Source organism: Georgenia sp., from assembly GCF_054605595.1.
The window spans coordinates 36,486-52,537 of record NZ_JBTSDU010000008.1; the positions used below are offsets into that span (position 1 = coordinate 36,486).

General features: G+C 71.9%; 13 protein-coding genes. 11 read left to right on the forward strand and 2 right to left on the reverse strand.

Annotated features, from left to right (window positions below; genetic code table 11):
• Positions 1–80 precede the first annotated feature (80 nt).
• The gene (locus tag ACYC1Z_RS02185) at positions 81–2,120 is read left to right on the forward strand and encodes an HNH endonuclease signature motif containing protein (RefSeq protein WP_461407920.1); all 2,040 of its coding nucleotides are present in this window, start codon (positions 81–83) and stop codon (positions 2,118–2,120) included.
• Positions 2,121–2,138: 18 nt separating this feature from the next.
• Here ACYC1Z_RS02185 and ACYC1Z_RS02190 read toward each other — a convergent pair whose 3' ends face one another.
• The gene (locus tag ACYC1Z_RS02190; protein ID WP_461407921.1) at positions 2,139–2,759 is read right to left on the reverse strand and encodes an L-threonylcarbamoyladenylate synthase; all 621 of its coding nucleotides are present in this window, start codon (positions 2,757–2,759) and stop codon (positions 2,139–2,141) included.
• A 122-nt stretch (positions 2,760–2,881) separates the two neighbouring features.
• A complete protein-coding gene (locus ACYC1Z_RS02195) occupies positions 2,882–5,167 on the reverse strand; it encodes an MMPL family transporter (RefSeq protein WP_461407922.1) in 2,286 nt (761 codons plus the stop codon).
• A gap of 334 nt (positions 5,168–5,501) precedes the next feature.
• Here ACYC1Z_RS02195 and ACYC1Z_RS02200 point away from each other — a divergent pair, with 334 nt between their 5' ends.
• From ACYC1Z_RS02200 to aroC, 10 genes are all read left to right on the forward strand, one after another.
• On the forward strand, positions 5,502–6,962 hold the full coding sequence (locus ACYC1Z_RS02200; RefSeq protein WP_461407923.1) for a replication-associated recombination protein A: 1,461 nt from the start codon (positions 5,502–5,504) through the stop codon (positions 6,960–6,962).
• A gap of 218 nt (positions 6,963–7,180) precedes the next feature.
• Positions 7,181–7,804 (forward strand): 30S ribosomal protein S4, encoded by a 624-nt coding sequence (gene rpsD / locus ACYC1Z_RS02205; RefSeq protein ID WP_461407924.1) that lies wholly within the window; start codon positions 7,181–7,183, stop codon positions 7,802–7,804.
• 153 nt (positions 7,805–7,957) lie between these two features.
• A complete protein-coding gene (locus ACYC1Z_RS02210) occupies positions 7,958–8,308 on the forward strand; it encodes a DUF948 domain-containing protein (RefSeq protein ID WP_461407925.1) in 351 nt (116 codons plus the stop codon).
• Position 8,309: 1 nt separating this feature from the next.
• Positions 8,310–8,600, forward strand: a complete 291-nt coding sequence (locus tag ACYC1Z_RS02215; protein ID WP_461407926.1) for a hypothetical protein — start codon at positions 8,310–8,312, stop codon at positions 8,598–8,600.
• Between the two features lie 192 nt (positions 8,601–8,792).
• Complete coding sequence (gene alaS, locus ACYC1Z_RS02220) at positions 8,793–11,486, forward strand: alanine--tRNA ligase (RefSeq protein ID WP_461407927.1); 2,694 nt, start codon at positions 8,793–8,795, stop codon at positions 11,484–11,486.
• Positions 11,483–11,983, forward strand: coding sequence for a Holliday junction resolvase RuvX (gene ruvX / locus ACYC1Z_RS02225; protein WP_461407928.1), 501 nt, complete (start codon positions 11,483–11,485; stop codon positions 11,981–11,983). Before alaS ends, ruvX begins: the two co-directional genes overlap by 4 nt.
• A complete protein-coding gene (gene mltG, locus ACYC1Z_RS02230) occupies positions 11,980–13,143 on the forward strand; it encodes an endolytic transglycosylase MltG (protein WP_461407929.1) in 1,164 nt (387 codons plus the stop codon). Before ruvX ends, mltG begins: the two co-directional genes overlap by 4 nt.
• On the forward strand, positions 13,140–14,216 hold the full coding sequence (locus tag ACYC1Z_RS02235; RefSeq protein ID WP_461407930.1) for a shikimate dehydrogenase: 1,077 nt from the start codon (positions 13,140–13,142) through the stop codon (positions 14,214–14,216). Before mltG ends, ACYC1Z_RS02235 begins: the two co-directional genes overlap by 4 nt.
• Positions 14,217–14,389: 173 nt before the next feature.
• On the forward strand, positions 14,390–14,950 hold the full coding sequence (locus ACYC1Z_RS02240; RefSeq protein ID WP_461407931.1) for a prepilin peptidase: 561 nt from the start codon (positions 14,390–14,392) through the stop codon (positions 14,948–14,950).
• A gap of 277 nt (positions 14,951–15,227) precedes the next feature.
• The coding region (gene aroC, locus ACYC1Z_RS02245) for a chorismate synthase (RefSeq protein ID WP_461407932.1) at positions 15,228–16,052 on the forward strand (825 nt) is incomplete at its 3' end.

A 16,052-nucleotide genomic window follows, 5' to 3' on the forward strand; every position in this document is an offset into this window, starting at 1 on the left:
CAGGGTTCCCATGCAGGGTGCCGATGTCAGCGGGATCTCCTAGGCTTCATACATCAGTTCGAAGCCGAGGGGGTGGGGTCGTGGAGGAACAGGCGGGCAAGCCCGAAGGTGCCCGGGACGACCTCGCCGCGGGCGCCGGATCTCCGGACCGTGCCACGACCCTGGGGCAGAGTGGATCGGCTGCGGCCGCGACGGTGCGGACACACCTCGGCGAGGCGCTGGGGGTGGTCGGACGCATCCGTGCGGCGTGCGGTGAGGGTGGTGGGGCATCGAGTTGGGCACACGAGGACCGTGAAGCCGTCATCAACGGGATCGACACACTGATCCGTGATCTGACGCTGGCGCGGGGCCGTGTGCTGCTGGCGCACCGGGAGGACGGGCGGTGGGGCACGTCCCGGGACCGGGACTACGCGGACTGGCGGGCGCGCGTGACCGGGACCGGGCGGGGGAGCGCGTTGGGGGAGATCCGTGTGGCCGAGGGGCTGGCGGCGATGCCCGAGGTCGCGGCGGCGGTGGAGACGGGTGAGTTGAACCTCGAGCACGCGCGGGCGCTGGCCCGACTGCGGGCGGACGCCTCCCCGGAGGTGAAAGCCGTCCTGGAGTCGGGCGGGGCCGCCGAGCTGGTGGCGAGAGGGAAGAAGCTCACCGCGCCAGAGCTGGCCAGGGAGGCGAAGAAGGTTGCTGCGGAGATCGACGCGGCCGCCGCGCAGGAGAGTTTCGAGGCGGTGTGGCGGCGTCGTTCGGTCCGGACGAGTGCGCGAGCCGGGGGCCGGACGGGTGAGTGGTTCCTGGACGCAGTGGGTGGTGCGATCGTGGACCACGCCCTCGATGCGATCGTGGGCAAGCCGGCGGTAGATGACGCCCGCTCGCGTGAGCAGCGGCGGGCGGATGCGCTGGTGACGATGGCGTCGCGGGTGCTGCAGGTCGGGGCGGACCTGACCGGGGCGCAGATCAGGCCACATCTGTCGGTGCTGGTCGAGGAGGAGACCTGGGCGGCGGTGCGGCGCCACCGGCTCGAGGCGGAGGGTGCGCTCGGGGCGGCCGTGGACGCGAGGGCCTGGCCCGGTGCGGGACTCGGACTGGGGCCGGACGGCGCACCTCAGGCGGTGGGCGACCTCGAGGCCACCGGCAAGACCACCGCAAGGTCCATGTCGGCAATGGGCTGCACGCTCGGGCGGGCGCCGGACGGCGGGAAGCCGGCGTGGCCGGCCGTGGCACCGGCCGAGCTCGAGGACGGCACGGTGGTGCCGTTGGGTGAGCTCGAGCGGCTGATGTGCGACTGTGAGATGACTCGTGTCGTCATGGACGCCGACTCGCAGGTCCTGGACGTCGGGATGACGCAGCGCACCTACGAGCGGGAGCTGCGGCGGGCGGTGGTGAGCCGGGACCGACGGTGCATGTGGCCCGGGTGTGGCATCCGTGCCACCTGGTGCGAGGTGCACCACCTCGTCTGGGTCTCCCGCGGCGGAGTGACGTCCATGGAGAACGGGATGTGCGCGTGCTCGTACCACCACCACGTGATCCACCGGGACAACATCACCGTGGTCACCCTGACGGACGGGTTCGGGTTCTACGGTGCCGACGGAGCCCTGCTCGGTACCACCCACCGTCCCGAGCGCAGATCCCGGCGCAAGCGGCGCTCGGTCACAGCCAGCGGGACCGCCACGAACACGACAACGGACGCGGCCGTGGCCGTGGAAGTGGATGTGAACGCGGACGCCGGTGACGGGCGCGCGCCCACCGGTGATGCGGAACTCGCCGCACTCGTCGCCTCATGGCCACCTACCGGACGCGACACCACCCCTCCCGACCGGGCAAGACGTCCTTGGGCCGATCCGGGGGGTGCTCAACGGCAGGCCGATCCGGGGGGTGCTCAACGGCGGGCCGATCCGGAGGGTGCTCAACGGCGGGCCGATCCGGAGGGTGCTCAACGGCGGGCCGATCCGGAGGGTGCTCAACGGCGGGCCGATCCGGGCGGTGCGCCACCGGGGGCAGGCGTGACCGACACTCGACGCGGTGGAGCGGGGAGGCCTTCCACCGAGCCGCCTCGCTGGTCCGAACCGGTGCTACCGCTCGCCGGCGTCATCCCGGCAGAGCAAGCACCCGCCCCGCCCTTCTGAGGCTGGGGCGGACCCGGGTCATTCGAACCGGGAGAGGTCGCCTGCGCCTGCGCGTAGCACCTCCGGGGCACCCGAGGTCAGGTCGACGACGGTGGTCGGCTCGGCGGAGTCGACATCGGAACCGACGACGACGTCGAGCTGGTGGTCGAGCTCTTCCTCGATCGCCCAGCCGTCGGTCATCGGCGCCTCCTGGCCAGGCAGGATCAGCGTGCTCGACAGGATCGGCTCGCCGAGCTCCGCCACGAGAGCCAGTGCCGTGCGGTGATCAGGGATGCGCACGCCGACCGTGTGCTTCTTCGGGTGCAGCATCCGCCGTGGGACCTCCTGCGTGCCGCGGAGGATGAAGGTGTACGGCCCGGGCGTGGTCGACTTGATGAGCCGGAACACGGCGTTGTCCACCACCACGAACTGGCCGAGCTGGGCGAAGTTCTGGCACACCAACGTGAAATGGTGGCGTGCGTCGAGCTGACGCAGCACGCGGATCCGGTCAAGACCCGCCTTGTTGCCCAGCGTGCACCCGATCGCATAGCCCGAGTCCGTGGGATACGCCATCAGACCGCCGTCGCGGACGATGTCGATCGCCTGGGCGATGAGTCGGGGCTGGGGGTCCTGGGGGTGGACGTCGAGGTAGCGTGCCATCCACGCAGTCTTCACCAGGCGAGGACACCTCCGCCACCGGTGGTGGCGCGGGGGTGTGGTTGGGCCGGCGGTGGTGACGAGTCGGCGGGAGCTGGTTGCCGACGGTAAGGACCGCGCGAGGTTCAGTGGACGATCTTGAAGCGGTCGTAGAACCGGCGCAGCGGCGCGGGAGCCCACCAGTTCCAACGCCCGAGCAGCGTCATCGTCGCCGGTACGAGCAGCATGCGTACGAGCGTCGCGTCGATCAGCACCGTCACGGCGAGCGCCACCCCAACCTGCTTGATGACGATCAGGTCGCCCGCCACGAAGCCGCCGAACACGGACACGATGATCAGCGCTGCGGACGTGATGATCCGGCCGGACTGCTGCAACCCGCGCACGACCGACTCGTCATTGCTGAACCCGGCGTCCCAGAACTCCTTGATGCGTGAGAGCAGGAACACCTCGTAGTCCATCGCGAGGCCGAACCCGAAGGCGAGCGCGACGGCCACCACGTAGGACTCGAGCCCGGCCACCGGGGTGAAGCCGAGCAGCCCCGCCCCGTGCCCCGCCTGGAACACCCACACGGTGACCCCGAGCGACGCCGAGAGCGAGATCGCGTTGATGAGGATCGCCTTGAAGGGCACGAGCAACGAACCGGTCATGAGGAACAGCAGCACGAACACGGCCAGCACGATGATCGTCGCCGCGATCGGCAGCCCGTCCAGCAGCGCGGCGGTGAAGTCGGCCTGGTTCGCCGCCTGACCCACCACCCAGGTCTGGAACCCCGGATCAAGGGCGCGGACGTCGTCGACGACGGCGGTGGCCTCCTCGCCACCCGGGTCGTTCGTGTCCACGAACACGTTGAGCACGGTGTACTCGCCCGTCACCACCGGGGGGGCGAGGTCGCGCACGTGCTCAATGGCGCTGACCTCGGCCGACCAGGAGGTCACCTCCGCGAGCGTGCCGTCCGCCACGATGGTGACGTCGGGCGCGGACGAACCTGGGTAGTCCGCAGCGAGGACGGCAATGTAGTCACGCTGATCGGAGTCGGACGGCAGCAGCTCCACCGTCGAGTTGCGCAATGCCAGGCCCTGCACCGGGGAGGCGAGCAACCCCAGCAGGGCCAGGACGCCGACGAGGACCAGCCACGGGTGCGCCTGCACCCGCTGGGCGAGCCGGGAGAAGAAGCCCTCCTCCGGCGCGGCGTCCCCGAGCCGGGCGACGACGGACCGGAGTCCCGGCACCCGGGACAGCAGCGAGGGGCGCAGCATCCGCTCACCGACCAGTGTCATCAGCGCAGGGATCAGCGTCACGGCCGACAACACGGCCAGGATGACGACGGCGACGCCGGAGGCGGCGATGGACCGCAGCACGTCGGGGCGGAGCACGAGCAGTCCAGCTACTGCGAAGGCGACGGTCAACGCCGAGAAGACGACGGTCCGGCCGGCGGTGGTGACTGTCGTCACCACCGCTTCCTCGACGAGCGGGGAGGGACCGTGGCGGCGCCGTCGCCGGCGGGACCGTGCGGCGGAGGGACCGCCGGCTGGGTCTTCCTGCTGCTGCGCGCCGGCGAGCTTGTGGATCTCCTCGCGGTAGCGCGAGACGATCAACAGGCCGTAGTCGATCGAGAGGCCGAGGCCGAGCACCGTCACCACGTTGATGACGAACGAGTCGATGTCCATCACGTAAGTCAGGCCCAGCAGTGCCCCCAGGCCCGAGGTGATCGACGCCAGCGCACCGATGAGTGGCAGACCGGCAGCGAGGAACCCACCGAAGACGAGCACCATGAGCAGCAGCGCGACGGGCAGGGCCACCATCTCGCCGGTCACCAGGTCCGCCCGGACCTGGTCGATGATGACGTCCGCCATGATCGTGGGTGAGCTGACAATCCCGCTCGCCGTCGGCGCGACCGCTGCGAGCTCGCCGGGGACCTCATCGAGCCGGGCCACCACCGCGTCGTGGGCGGCCTCGCGCGTGTCGGCGGAGAGCTCGTCCTCGAGCATCACGACCAGCAGGAATCCGTCCCGGGCTGTGGAGACGAGCCCGGCCGCGGCGGGGTTGGCGAGCATGTCGGGGAGCAGGAACGGGTCGACGACCTGGTCGACACCCTCGACGGCGGCCAGGTCGGAGTGGGCGGGGGCGAGCGCGTCGGCGACCCCCTGGGCGCCCTCCGGAGTGGCCAGATCGAGTCCTTGGACCACGAGGGAGATCTGCTCCCCGGTCGTAGCCGCTTCCACGAGGATCTTCCCGCCCTGTTGGCTCTCCGACCCCGGCACGGAGGGCTCGCCCGTCCGGAGCCGGTCGAAGAGGCCATCGCCTCCCACACCGGTGAGCGCTGCCAGCACCGCGAGCAGCACGCCGGCGAGCCAGACCGTCACCACGATGCGGGGACGGCGTGTTGTCAGTCGTCCAAGGTACGCAAACACGGGGTCAGTCTGGCACTGGTCGACCGCAGCGCCGGGCAGTGCGCTGCGCACGGTGGCCTCCCGGGCACGCGACGACCGGCGTCACCGGCGTGCGCGACGGTCAGGCCGGTCGTGCTGGGACGGCCGGGTCTACGTGTGCAACCTCAGGCCGGTCGTGCTGGGACGGCCGTCTCGGCCGTGTGCGCAACGGTCGGGTCGGTGGTGCTGGGCCGGCCGCGTCTGCGTGTGCAACCTCAGGCCGGTCGTGCTGGGACGGCCGTCTCGGCCGTGTGCGCAACGGTCGGGTCGGTGGTGCTGGGCCGGTCACGTCGGCACCTCGACGTAGGCTCGCGACGTGGATCTCTTCGATGCAGCCGGTGCGGACAGCGCGGGCGTGCCGGCCGTGCGTGCGGGCGCACCGCTCGCGGTCCGGATGCGTCCCGCCAGTCTCGAGGAGGTCCTCGGCCAGGAGCACCTCCTCGAACCCGGTTCGCCGCTGCGCCGCCTGGTCGAGCCGCAGGACGCCGGGCAACGTCGCATCGCGCCGTCGTCGGTGGTGCTGTGGGGCCCGCCGGGGACGGGGAAGACCACCCTGGCGTACCTCGTCGCCCACGTCTCGGGCCGCCGGTTCACCGAGCTGTCTGCAGTGACTGCCGGGGTCAAGGACGTGCGCGCGGTGGTCGAGGCGGCGCGGCGCCGCCTCGTCACCTCAGGGGAGGAGACCGTCCTCTTCATCGACGAGGTACACCGGTTCTCGAAGTCGCAGCAGGATGCGCTGCTGCCCAGCGTGGAGAACCGCTGGGTGACGCTCGTCGCGGCCACGACCGAGAACCCGAGCTTCTCGGTGATCTCACCGTTGCTGTCGCGATCGCTGCTGCTCACGCTACGGCCACTGGAGGAGCAGCACGTGCGCGCCCTCGTCGCCCGTGCGCTGACCAACGAGCGCGGCTTCGCCGGGACGGTCACGCTCGACGACGGCGCCGCCGATCACCTCGTCCGTCTGGCCGGTGCGGACGCCCGCAAGGCGCTGACGATCCTGGAGGCCGCTGCCGGCGCCGCCGAGGCCACCACCGCCGCGATCGACACCGGCCCCGCCGAGGTCACCACGGCCACAGCGGCACCCGGCCCCGCCGAGGTCACCACCGCCGTCGAGGCCTCGAGGGCGGACGGGCACACCGCGACGCGTATCACCGTCGAGGCCGTCGAACGGGCGGTCGACGTCGCCGCGGTGCGGTACGACAAGGGCGGCGACCAGCACTACGACGTCACCAGCGCGTTCATCAAGTCCATGCGCGGCTCCGATGTCGACGCCGCGCTGCACTACCTCGCCCGCATGGTCGTGGCGGGGGAGGATCCCCGGTTCATCGCCCGGCGGATCGTCATCGCCGCGGCGGAGGACGTCGGGATGGCCGACCCGTCCGCACTGCAGACCGCCGTCGCCGCAGCCCAGGCGGTCGCGATGATCGGCATGCCGGAGGCACGCCTCATCCTTGCCGAGGCCGTGGTGCATGTGGCGACCGCCCCGAAGTCCAACGCCTCGTACAACGGCATCAACGCCGCCATCGCCGACGTCGAGGCGGGCCGGGCCGGCCCCGTCCCCCTCCACCTGCGCGACTCCCACTACGCCGGTGCGAAGAATCTCGGGCACGGCGTGGACTACCTGTACGCGCACGACCACCCGCACGGCATCGCGGCCCAGCAGTACCCACCCGACGAGCTCGTGGGCCGCCGCTACTACCAGCCGACGACGTATGGTCACGAGCGCGACATCACCGTGCGACTGGAGCGGATCCGCCAGATCCTCGACGGTCGGTGAGCCTGCGGACCACCACGCCATGGTGATCGGCGCGCAGCCGCGCCATGGCGCCCCGGTCAGGATGCCCGGGAAGGGGAGATGGTAGTCTCACCCGGTTGCCCGCCACGCCTCGCGTCGGCACGGTAACCACCTGGGGTCATGGCCACAACGGTCGATCCCACGCCGACGGGCGATTCCGCCCGCCCGGTGTGACGTCAACACGACAGGAAGAACACAACATGGCAGTGTCTCGTACCCGCCGCCAGGTGCGCCTCTCGCGCGCCCTCGGCATCGCGCTCACCCCGAAGGCCGTCAAGTACTTCGAGAAGCGCCCCTACGGCCCCGGTGAGCACGGTCGCGCCCGTCGCCGTACCGAGTCCGACTATGCCGTTCGGCTCAAGGAGAAGCAGCGCCTCCGCGCGCAGTACGGCATCCGCGAGGCTCAGCTCCAGCGGGTCTTCGAGGAGGCCCGCCGCGAGCAGTTCCTCACCGGCGAGTCGCTCGTCGAGCTGCTCGAGATGCGCCTGGACGCCCTCGTCCTGCGCTCCGGCTTCGCCCGCACCATCGCCCAGGCCCGTCAGGCCGTCGTGCACCGCCACATCCTCGTGGACGGCAAGCTCGTGGACCGCCCGTCCTTCCGCGTGAAGCCCGGCCAGGTCATCCAGGTCAAGCCGAAGAGCCAGGCCATGGTGCCGTTCCAGGTCGCCGCCGCCGGCGCACACCGCGACGTGCTGCCGAACCTGCCCGAGTACCTCGAGGTCGACATCACCAAGCTCCAGGCCGAGCTCAAGCGCCGCCCGCGCCGCGTGGAGGTCCCCGTGACCTGTGACGAGCAGCTCGTCGTGGAGTACTACTCCCGTTGATCCGGATCTGATCCGAACCGCTGCGCCCCGGGCAGCCGGCCTGTGCCGGTACCCGGGGTGTCGCTGTCTACGGGTAATCTCGTAGCAGGTCAGGGCGCCGCACGGATGGACGCCCGGATCGCGACTCATCCACTCGTCCCAAGGAGCACCACCATGTCGGTCGGAGACATCGCCGGACTGATCGCGGCGCTGGCCTTCGTCGCCCTCGTCGTCGTGCTGGCCGTGCCGCTGCTCAAGCTCGGCCAGGTGCTCGACGAGGCCCGAGGCACCGTCAAGCAGGTCACCGACCACACGCTGCCGGCGATCGACGAGGCCGTGGCCACCATCAAGGCGGCCAACGGTCAGCTCGAGAAGGTCGACACGATCACGACGTCCGCGAGCCAGGTCACCGAGGACGTCGCCGCGCTGACCACCCTCGTCTCCGCGAGCGTCGGCGGACCGCTCATCAAGCTCTCCGCCTTCTCCTATGCCGTGCGGTCGGTGTTCACCCGGAAGGGCCGCTGACATGCGCGCGCGCACGATCGTCGGCGTCGCCCTCCTGGGCATCGGGCTGGTCACGGTCGCCGGGGTGGCTCTCGCCGTCGGCCGCGTCCCGTCCCTGCTGGCGCGGCTGCGGAGCCTGCCGGAGGACTTCTCGGCGGCGTACCACCAGCGCGAGGCGGAGCTGCGCGCGGCGCTCCTGCCGGGCGAGGAGGACGTCGCCGCTGCCCGCGCCACGCGCAGCCGCGAGCGTGGCGGCCGCCCCGCCGCGCCCGGCGCCTTCGACGAGGACGACGACCTCTCGTACGGGGTCTGAGCGCGTCGGGTGCGGTGCCCGTGGTCCGGGCTGAGCCCGTCGGCAAGGCACCCGCCGGGCGTCCGCACCGCAGCACCCATGCCCGACAGCCCGCGTACCGCTCAGTCGCTCCCGCCGCACCGCCCAGATCCCACTGCCGCCCAGCTCGCCCGTCGAACCAGAACCGCCCGATGGCCTGAACCCCGAGGAACCATGCGTACCGCAGAGATTCGCACCCGTTGGCTGGACTACTTCGCCAAGCACGACCACAAGATCGTGCCGAGCGTCCCCCTCGTCTCGCCCGACCCGTCGATCCTCTTCACGATCGCCGGCATGGTGCCGTTCATCCCGTACATCGTCGGTACGCAGAAGGCGCCCTGGCCGCGGACGGCCTCTGTGCAGAAGTGCATCCGCACGAACGACATCGAAGAGGTCGGCAAGACCACCCGGCACGGCACGTTCTTCCAGATGGCCGGCAACTTCTCCTTCGGCGACTACTTCAAGGAGGGGGCGATCACGTACGCGTGGGAACTGCTCACCTCCTCACTTGAGGACGGCGGCTACGGCCTCGACCCCGAGAAACTGTGGATCACCTGCTGGTCGGAGGACGAGGAGGCGAAGGACGTCTGGCTGAACAAGATCGGTCTGCCGCCCGAGCGGCTGCAGTTCCAGACGCGCGAGGAGAACTTCTGGGACACCGGGCAGCCCGGCCCCGCCGGGCCGACGTCGGAGATCCACTACGACCGCGGGCCCGTGTACGGCCCCGACGGCGGCCCCCAGGTCGACACCGGTGGCGACCGCTTCGTCGAGATCTGGAATCTCGTCTTCGACCAGTACCTGCGCGGCCCGGGCCGCGGCAAGGACTACCCGCTCATCCGTGAGCTCGACGCCAAGGCGATCGACACCGGCCTGGGCGTGGAACGTCTGGCCTTCTTGCTCCAGGGCAAAGAGAACATGTACGAGACGGACGAGGTCTACCCCGTCATCGCGGCCGCGGAGCAGCTCTCCGGCCGCGCCTACGCTTTCGGCCAGAACTCCAAGAACGACGACGACGTCCGCATGCGGGTTGTCGCCGACCACGTCCGCTCCGCGATGATGCTCATCGCCGACGGTGTTCGCCCCGGTAACGACGGCCGCGGCTACGTGCTGCGCCGCCTCATCCGGCGCGCCGTCCGCGCGATGCGGCTCCTCGGCGTCGACGAGCCGTCCCTGCCGGTGCTGCTGCCGGCCGCCAAGGACGCGATGAAGGACTCCTACCCCGAACTGGAGCGCGACTTCGACCGCATCTCGCAGGTCGCGTACGGCGAGGAAGAGGCGTTCGGGCGCACCTTGACGGCCGGGACGACCATCCTGAACACGGCGGTCGCCCGTGCGAAGGGCACGACCGGGTCACTCAGCGGTCAGGACGCCTTCGCGCTGCACGACACCTACGGCTTCCCGATCGACCTCACGCTCGAGATGGCCGCCGAGCAGGGCGTCTCCGTGGACGAGGCCGGTTTCCGCACCCTCATGGACGAGCAGCGCCAGCGCGCCCGCGCCGACGCCCTCGCGAAGAAGACGGGCCACGTCGACACGTCGCTGTACCGCGAGATGCAGGCCAAGGTCGGCGGCGCGGTGGAGTTCATCGGCTACACCGACACCACCGCCGAGGCGCGCGTGCTCGGGCTCATCGTCGACGGCGTGCCCGTCACCGCGGCCACCGCCCCCGCCGATGTCGAGGTCGTCCTCGACCGCACGCCGTTCTACGCCGAAGCCGGCGGGCAGCTCGCCGACCAGGGCACCCTCTCCTTCGAGGGTGGGGCGATCATCGACGTCGCCGACGTCCAGGCCCCTATCAAGGGCCTGTCCGTGCACCGCGGCCGGCTGACCGAGGGCACGCTCACGCTCGACGAGCGCGGCATGGCGGCGATCGACATTGCGCGCCGCAAGGCGATCGCCCGCGCCCACACCGCCACGCACATGGTGCACAAGGCGCTGCACGAGTTCCTCGGCGACCAGGCCACCCAGGCCGGCTCCGAGAACGCCCCGTCCCGCCTGCGCTTCGACTTCCGCCACGGCTCGTCCGTGCCGACATCGGTGCTCGGCGACATCGAGGAGCGCGTCAACACCCAGCTCGCGGAGAACCTCGACGTCACCGACGAGATCATGGACATCGATGACGCCCGCGCGGCCGGCGCGATGGCCCTGTTCGGCGAGAAGTACGGCCGCAACGTCCGTGTCGTCTCCATCGGTGGCGACTGGTCGAAGGAGCTGTGCGGCGGCACCCACGTGGTGCAGACCGGCCAGCTCGGTCTGGTCACCGTGCTCGGTGAGGCCTCGATCGGTTCCGGGGTGCGGCGCGTCGACGCCCTCGTCGGCGCGGGTGCGTACGGCTACCAGGCCAAGGAGCACGCCCTTGTCGGCCAGGTCTCCCAGCTCGTGGGGAGCCGACCGGACGAGCTGCCCGAACGCATCGAGTCGATCATGACCAAGCTCAAGGCCGCCGAGAAGGAGCTCGCTGCGCTCCAGCAGGCCCGCCTGCTCGCTGGTGCCGGAGCCATCGCCGACGGCGCCGCGCAGGTGGGTGCCGCCCGCGTGGTCGCGCACGACGCCGGTGACGTGTCCGCCGCGGACGACCTGCGCACCCTGGCGCTCGACGTGCGGGCCCGGCTCGGCGACGCGGCCCCGGCGGTCGTCGTCGTCGGCGGGGTCGCCAAGGAGCGCCCGGTGGTGGTCGTCGCGACCAACACCGCCGCCCGAGCCGCCGGTGCCCGCGCCGGCGCCCTCGTCCGGACCGCCGCCCAGATCCTCGGCGGCGGCGGCGGCGGCAAGGACGACGTCGCGCAGGGCGGGGGTACCGACGTCGACCAGATGCCCCAGGCCCTGGAGCGTGTGCGTGCCGCGCTCGACGGACTGCTGGTCGAGTGACGGCCGTGCGCCGCGGGGTGCGGCTCGCCCTCGATGTCGGCTCGGTGCGCATCGGCGTCGCCCGGACGGATGCCGGCGGCATCCTCGCGCTGCCGGTGTGTACGGTGGCGCGCGCGAAGGACGGTACGGACCTCGCGGAGATCGTCGCGCTCGCGCACGAGCACGAGGCGGTGGAGGTCCTCGTCGGGCTGCCCCGCAGCCTCTCCGGCAAGGAGGGTGCATCGGCCAAAGCGGCACGCGCGTACGCTGTCCGGGTCGCATCCGCGCTGTTCCCCCTCCCGGTGCGACTCGTCGACGAACGACTGACCACGGTCAGCGCCCATCAGGCGCTGTACGCGTCCGGGCGGCCGGGACGGCGACACCGGGAGGTGGTCGACCAGGTGGCCGCGGTGATGATCGCAGAGCACGCCCTAGAGAGTGAACGGCACACCGGCGAACCCGCCGGGGAGCTCGTCGGGAACGCCGAGCCGCGTGCGGACAAGGAGACCAGCGAGTGAACGACCTCTTCGCCGTCGACGACGCGGGGGACCAGGTCCTCACGCCCGAGCGCCCGCGCGAGCGTCGCGGCCACCGCCGGGACCGCGCAATCCGCCGCCAGCGCCGCCGTCGCCGCACCACGGTGGTGATGACGATCGTCTTCGTGCTGATCGTCACCCTCGTCGCGCTCGCCTTCCCGGTGATCCGTGACGCCGTGTCCGGGTGGCGCGACGCCGGACCCGAGGACTACCCGGGCCCGGGCAGCGGCGCCGTCGAGGTCGTCATCCCGACGGGTGCCACCGGTGCCGACATGGGCGAGGTGCTGACCGAGCTCGACGTCGTGGCCTCGGTCCCCGCGTTCACCCAGGCGTTCAACGCCAACGTCAACGCGGCCCGGATCCAGCCCGGCACGTACTCGCTCCTCAAGCAGATGGCCGCGGACGACGCTGTGGCGGCCCTCCTCGACCCGGCCAACAAGGCCGAGGTCACCATCACCGTGCCGGAGGGCTTCCAGGCCAAGCAGGTCTACGAGCGAATCGCCTCGGTGGCGGGGATCCCGCTCGAGGACGTCCAGGCCGCGGCGCAGGACGCCGCTGCCATCGGGCTGCCCGCCGAATCGGGCGGGAACCCCGAGGGCTGGCTCGCCGCGGCGACGTACTCCTTCCAGCCGGGCGATGACGCCACCACGATGCTGCGCACGATGGTGGAACTCACCATGGCCCGCCTGGACGAGGCGGGAGTGCCGGTCGATCAGCGCCAGACCGTGCTGATCAAGGCCTCGATCATCGAGCGCGAGGTCAACCTGCCCGAGTACTACGGGCCCGTCGCGAGAGTCATCGAGAACCGCCTGGTCGACCAGCGTGAGGTGAACGGGCTGCTGCAGATGGACTCCACGGTTCAGTACGGGCTCGGCAGGGTCGGGGGCAGCCCCACCTCGGCGGAGCTCCAGGACGCGAGCAACCCCTACAACACCTACGTCCACCCCGGCCTGCCCCCCACCCCCATCGGGGCGCCGGGCGCCGGGGCTCTCGACGCGACGGCCGATCCGCCGCCGGGGACCTGGCTCTACTTCGTGACCGTGAACCTTGACACCGGCGAGACCAAGTTCGCCTCGACGCTCAGCGAGCACCAGGCCTATGTCGCCGAGCTGCGGGAGTGGCAGGCGGCGAACCCGGCGTGAGCAGTGGTGCGGTCGGGCAGGACGTGCATGCGCCGGGAGTCGCCCACCGGGCCGCGGTGCTCGGTCATCCCGTGGCGCACTCGCTCTCGCCGACGTTGCACCGGGCCGCCTACGGCCAGCTCGGGCTGGCCGACGCATGGGCGTACGGACTGCAGGACGTCACCGCGGGGGAGCTGCCGGCCATCGTGGCCCAGCTCGACGGCGGGTGGGCGGGAGTGTCGCTGACGATGCCGCTCAAGCAGGCCGTCCTCGACCTGCTCGACGTCGTCGACCCGCTGGCGGCGGCGGTCGGGGCGGTCAACACGCTCGTCGTACAGCCTGGTCGGGTGGGCGGTACGGGGCCGCTGGTGGGCTTCAACACCGATGTGCACGGCATCGTGCAGACGCTGCGTGAGGCGGCACCGGCGCGATGGCGGCCGCAGGGTGCGGTGATCCTGGGCGCGCGGGCGACGGCGTCCTCCGCCCTCGCCGCCCTGGGCGAGCTCGGCGTCACCGCACCGGTGCTCATCGGCCGGAACTTCGCCGGACCGGGCAGCGCGACGACGGCCGCCTCCCGGATGGGCCTGAACGCTCTCCCGATGCCGTGGGCCTCGCCCGAGGTCGTCGCACGCTTGTTGGCGGATGCGGACGTCGCGGTCTCGACCGTGCCTGCGGGGGTCGCCGACGACGTCGCGGCCGCCCTCGCGGCGTTGCTCGGTCTCGACCCGACCGTAGGGCCGGCGGCCGGCCTGCTCGCGACCCCGACCACTGGCGGCCCGCTCACAACCCCGACCACTGGCGGCCCGCTCACAACCCCGACCACTGGCGGCCCCCTCGCCGGACGGGTGCTGCTCGACGTCGTCTACGACCCCTGGCCGAGCCCGCTCGTGCGGATCTGGTCCGCGGCCGGCGGCCTCGTCGCTCCCGGCTGGGGGATGCTGCTTCACCAGGCCGATGCTCAGGTGCGGCTCATGACGGGCCACAGCCCCGACGTCGAGGTGATGCGGTCGGCGCTCACGGCCGAGATCGACCGGCGCCGGCGGGGTGGTGCGGTGGGGGAGTCGCCAGTGATCTTCCCTCCGCCGGTCCGATGACCGCCGACCGTAGCCGCGAGGCTGCGGAGGCGGACGGCCCCGAGCTGACGACCCCTGACGACCCGAGGGCGGATACGTCTGCACCCGAACCCGGGACGGCGACCGACCGGGGTGCGACCACCCGGCCTGGGGGGACCGTGGCGAGGCCCGACGACGTCCCGACCCGAACGCTGGTGCGTCAGCAGCTGACGTCGGTGCGCACCTGGGTCGTCGCCGTCCTGGTGGCCGCCGCGGCCGGGGGGCTGCTTGCCGAGGGACCGGTCCCAGTACTGCTTGCGGGCGTTGCGCTGGCCGTCGTCGCGACCTTCCTCGCGGCCGTCGACCTCCGCGCCCACCGCCTCCCGGATGTTCTCCTCGCCGGCGGGACCGCCGCAGTGACGGTGCTGCTCCTGGTCGCGGCGATCGACGGCGGTGCCTGGGGTGCGCTCGGTCGCGCCGCGGCGACGGCCGTCGTGAGCCTTGCGGTCTATCTCGTTCTCGCTCTGCTGCGCGCCGGTGGGCTCGGCCTGGGCGACGTGAAGCTCGCCGGGCTCCTCGGGCTCTGGCTCGGCTGGTTCGGCTGGCAGCACGCGGTGGCCGGCGCACTCGGTGGCTTCATCCTGGGCGGGGTGTGGGCCATCGGGCTACTGATCGCCCGCCGTGCGAGCCGCACCACCTCGATCGCCTTCGGTCCCTGGATGATCCTGGGTGCCGCGGTAGCCACCGTGCTGGCCGTGACCGACGTGCGGTACTGACCTCGCCCGCCGCGCGAGCCGCACCACCTCGATCGCCTTCGGTCCGTGGATGATCCTGGGTGCTGCGGTAGCCACCGTGCTGGCCGTGACCGACGTGCGGTACTGACCTCGCCCGCCGGGTACGGGGTGGAGCCCATCCATCGGGGTGCGGGGTGGACCTCGCCCGCTGGGGTGCGCTGGCGGTCGCGCGCCACCGCCAGGATCTCGTGACGGCAACGAGCCCCGTCGGTTTGGACGGCCCCGCAGGCGTGTCGGTGGCCCGTGCAAAGATGTCGACATGCTCAGATGGTTGACTGCAGGCGAGTCCCACGGCGAGGCCCTCGTCGGCATCCTCGAGGGCGCTCCCGCAGGGGTCGAGGTGACGACCGCCGACATCGGCGCCGCGCTGGCCCGCCGACGTCTGGGCCACGGCCGCGGCTCGCGGATGAAGTTCGAGCAGGACGAGGTGCGCCTCCTCGGCGGCGTCCGCCACGGGCGCACCATGGGTGGCCCGGTCGCCATCGAGATCGCCAACAGCGAGTGGCCCAAGTGGGAGACCGTGATGTCGCCCGACCCGGTCCCGCGTGAGGCGCTGCTGGTGGACGCCGGCACCGGCGACGCGCGGGAGATCGCCCGCAACCGCCCGCTCACCCGGCCCCGCCCGGGCCACGCCGACCTGGTCGGCATGCAGAAGTACCACCTCGACGACGCCCGGCCGATCCTCGAGCGGGCCAGTGCCCGCGAGACCGCCACCCGGGTCGCGCTCGGCACCGTTGCCGCGGCGCTCCTGGAGCAGGTGGCCGGCGTCCGTCTCGTCTCGCATGTCGTGGCGATCGGCCCCGTCGCCGTCCCCGAGGGTGCCGCCCTGCCCACGCCCGACGACGTCGCCGCGCTCGACGCCGATCCGGTCCGCTGCTTCGACGCCGCGTCCTCCGCGGCGATGGTCGCCGAGATCGATGAGTGCCAGCGCGACGGCGACACCGTGGGCGGCGTCGTCGAGGTGCTCGCCTACGGCCTTCCGCCGGGCCTCGGCTCGCACGTTTCCGGCGACCGACGACTCGACGCCCGCCTCGCCGGGGCGGTGATGGGCATCCAGGCCGTCAAGGGCGTGGAGATCGGGGAC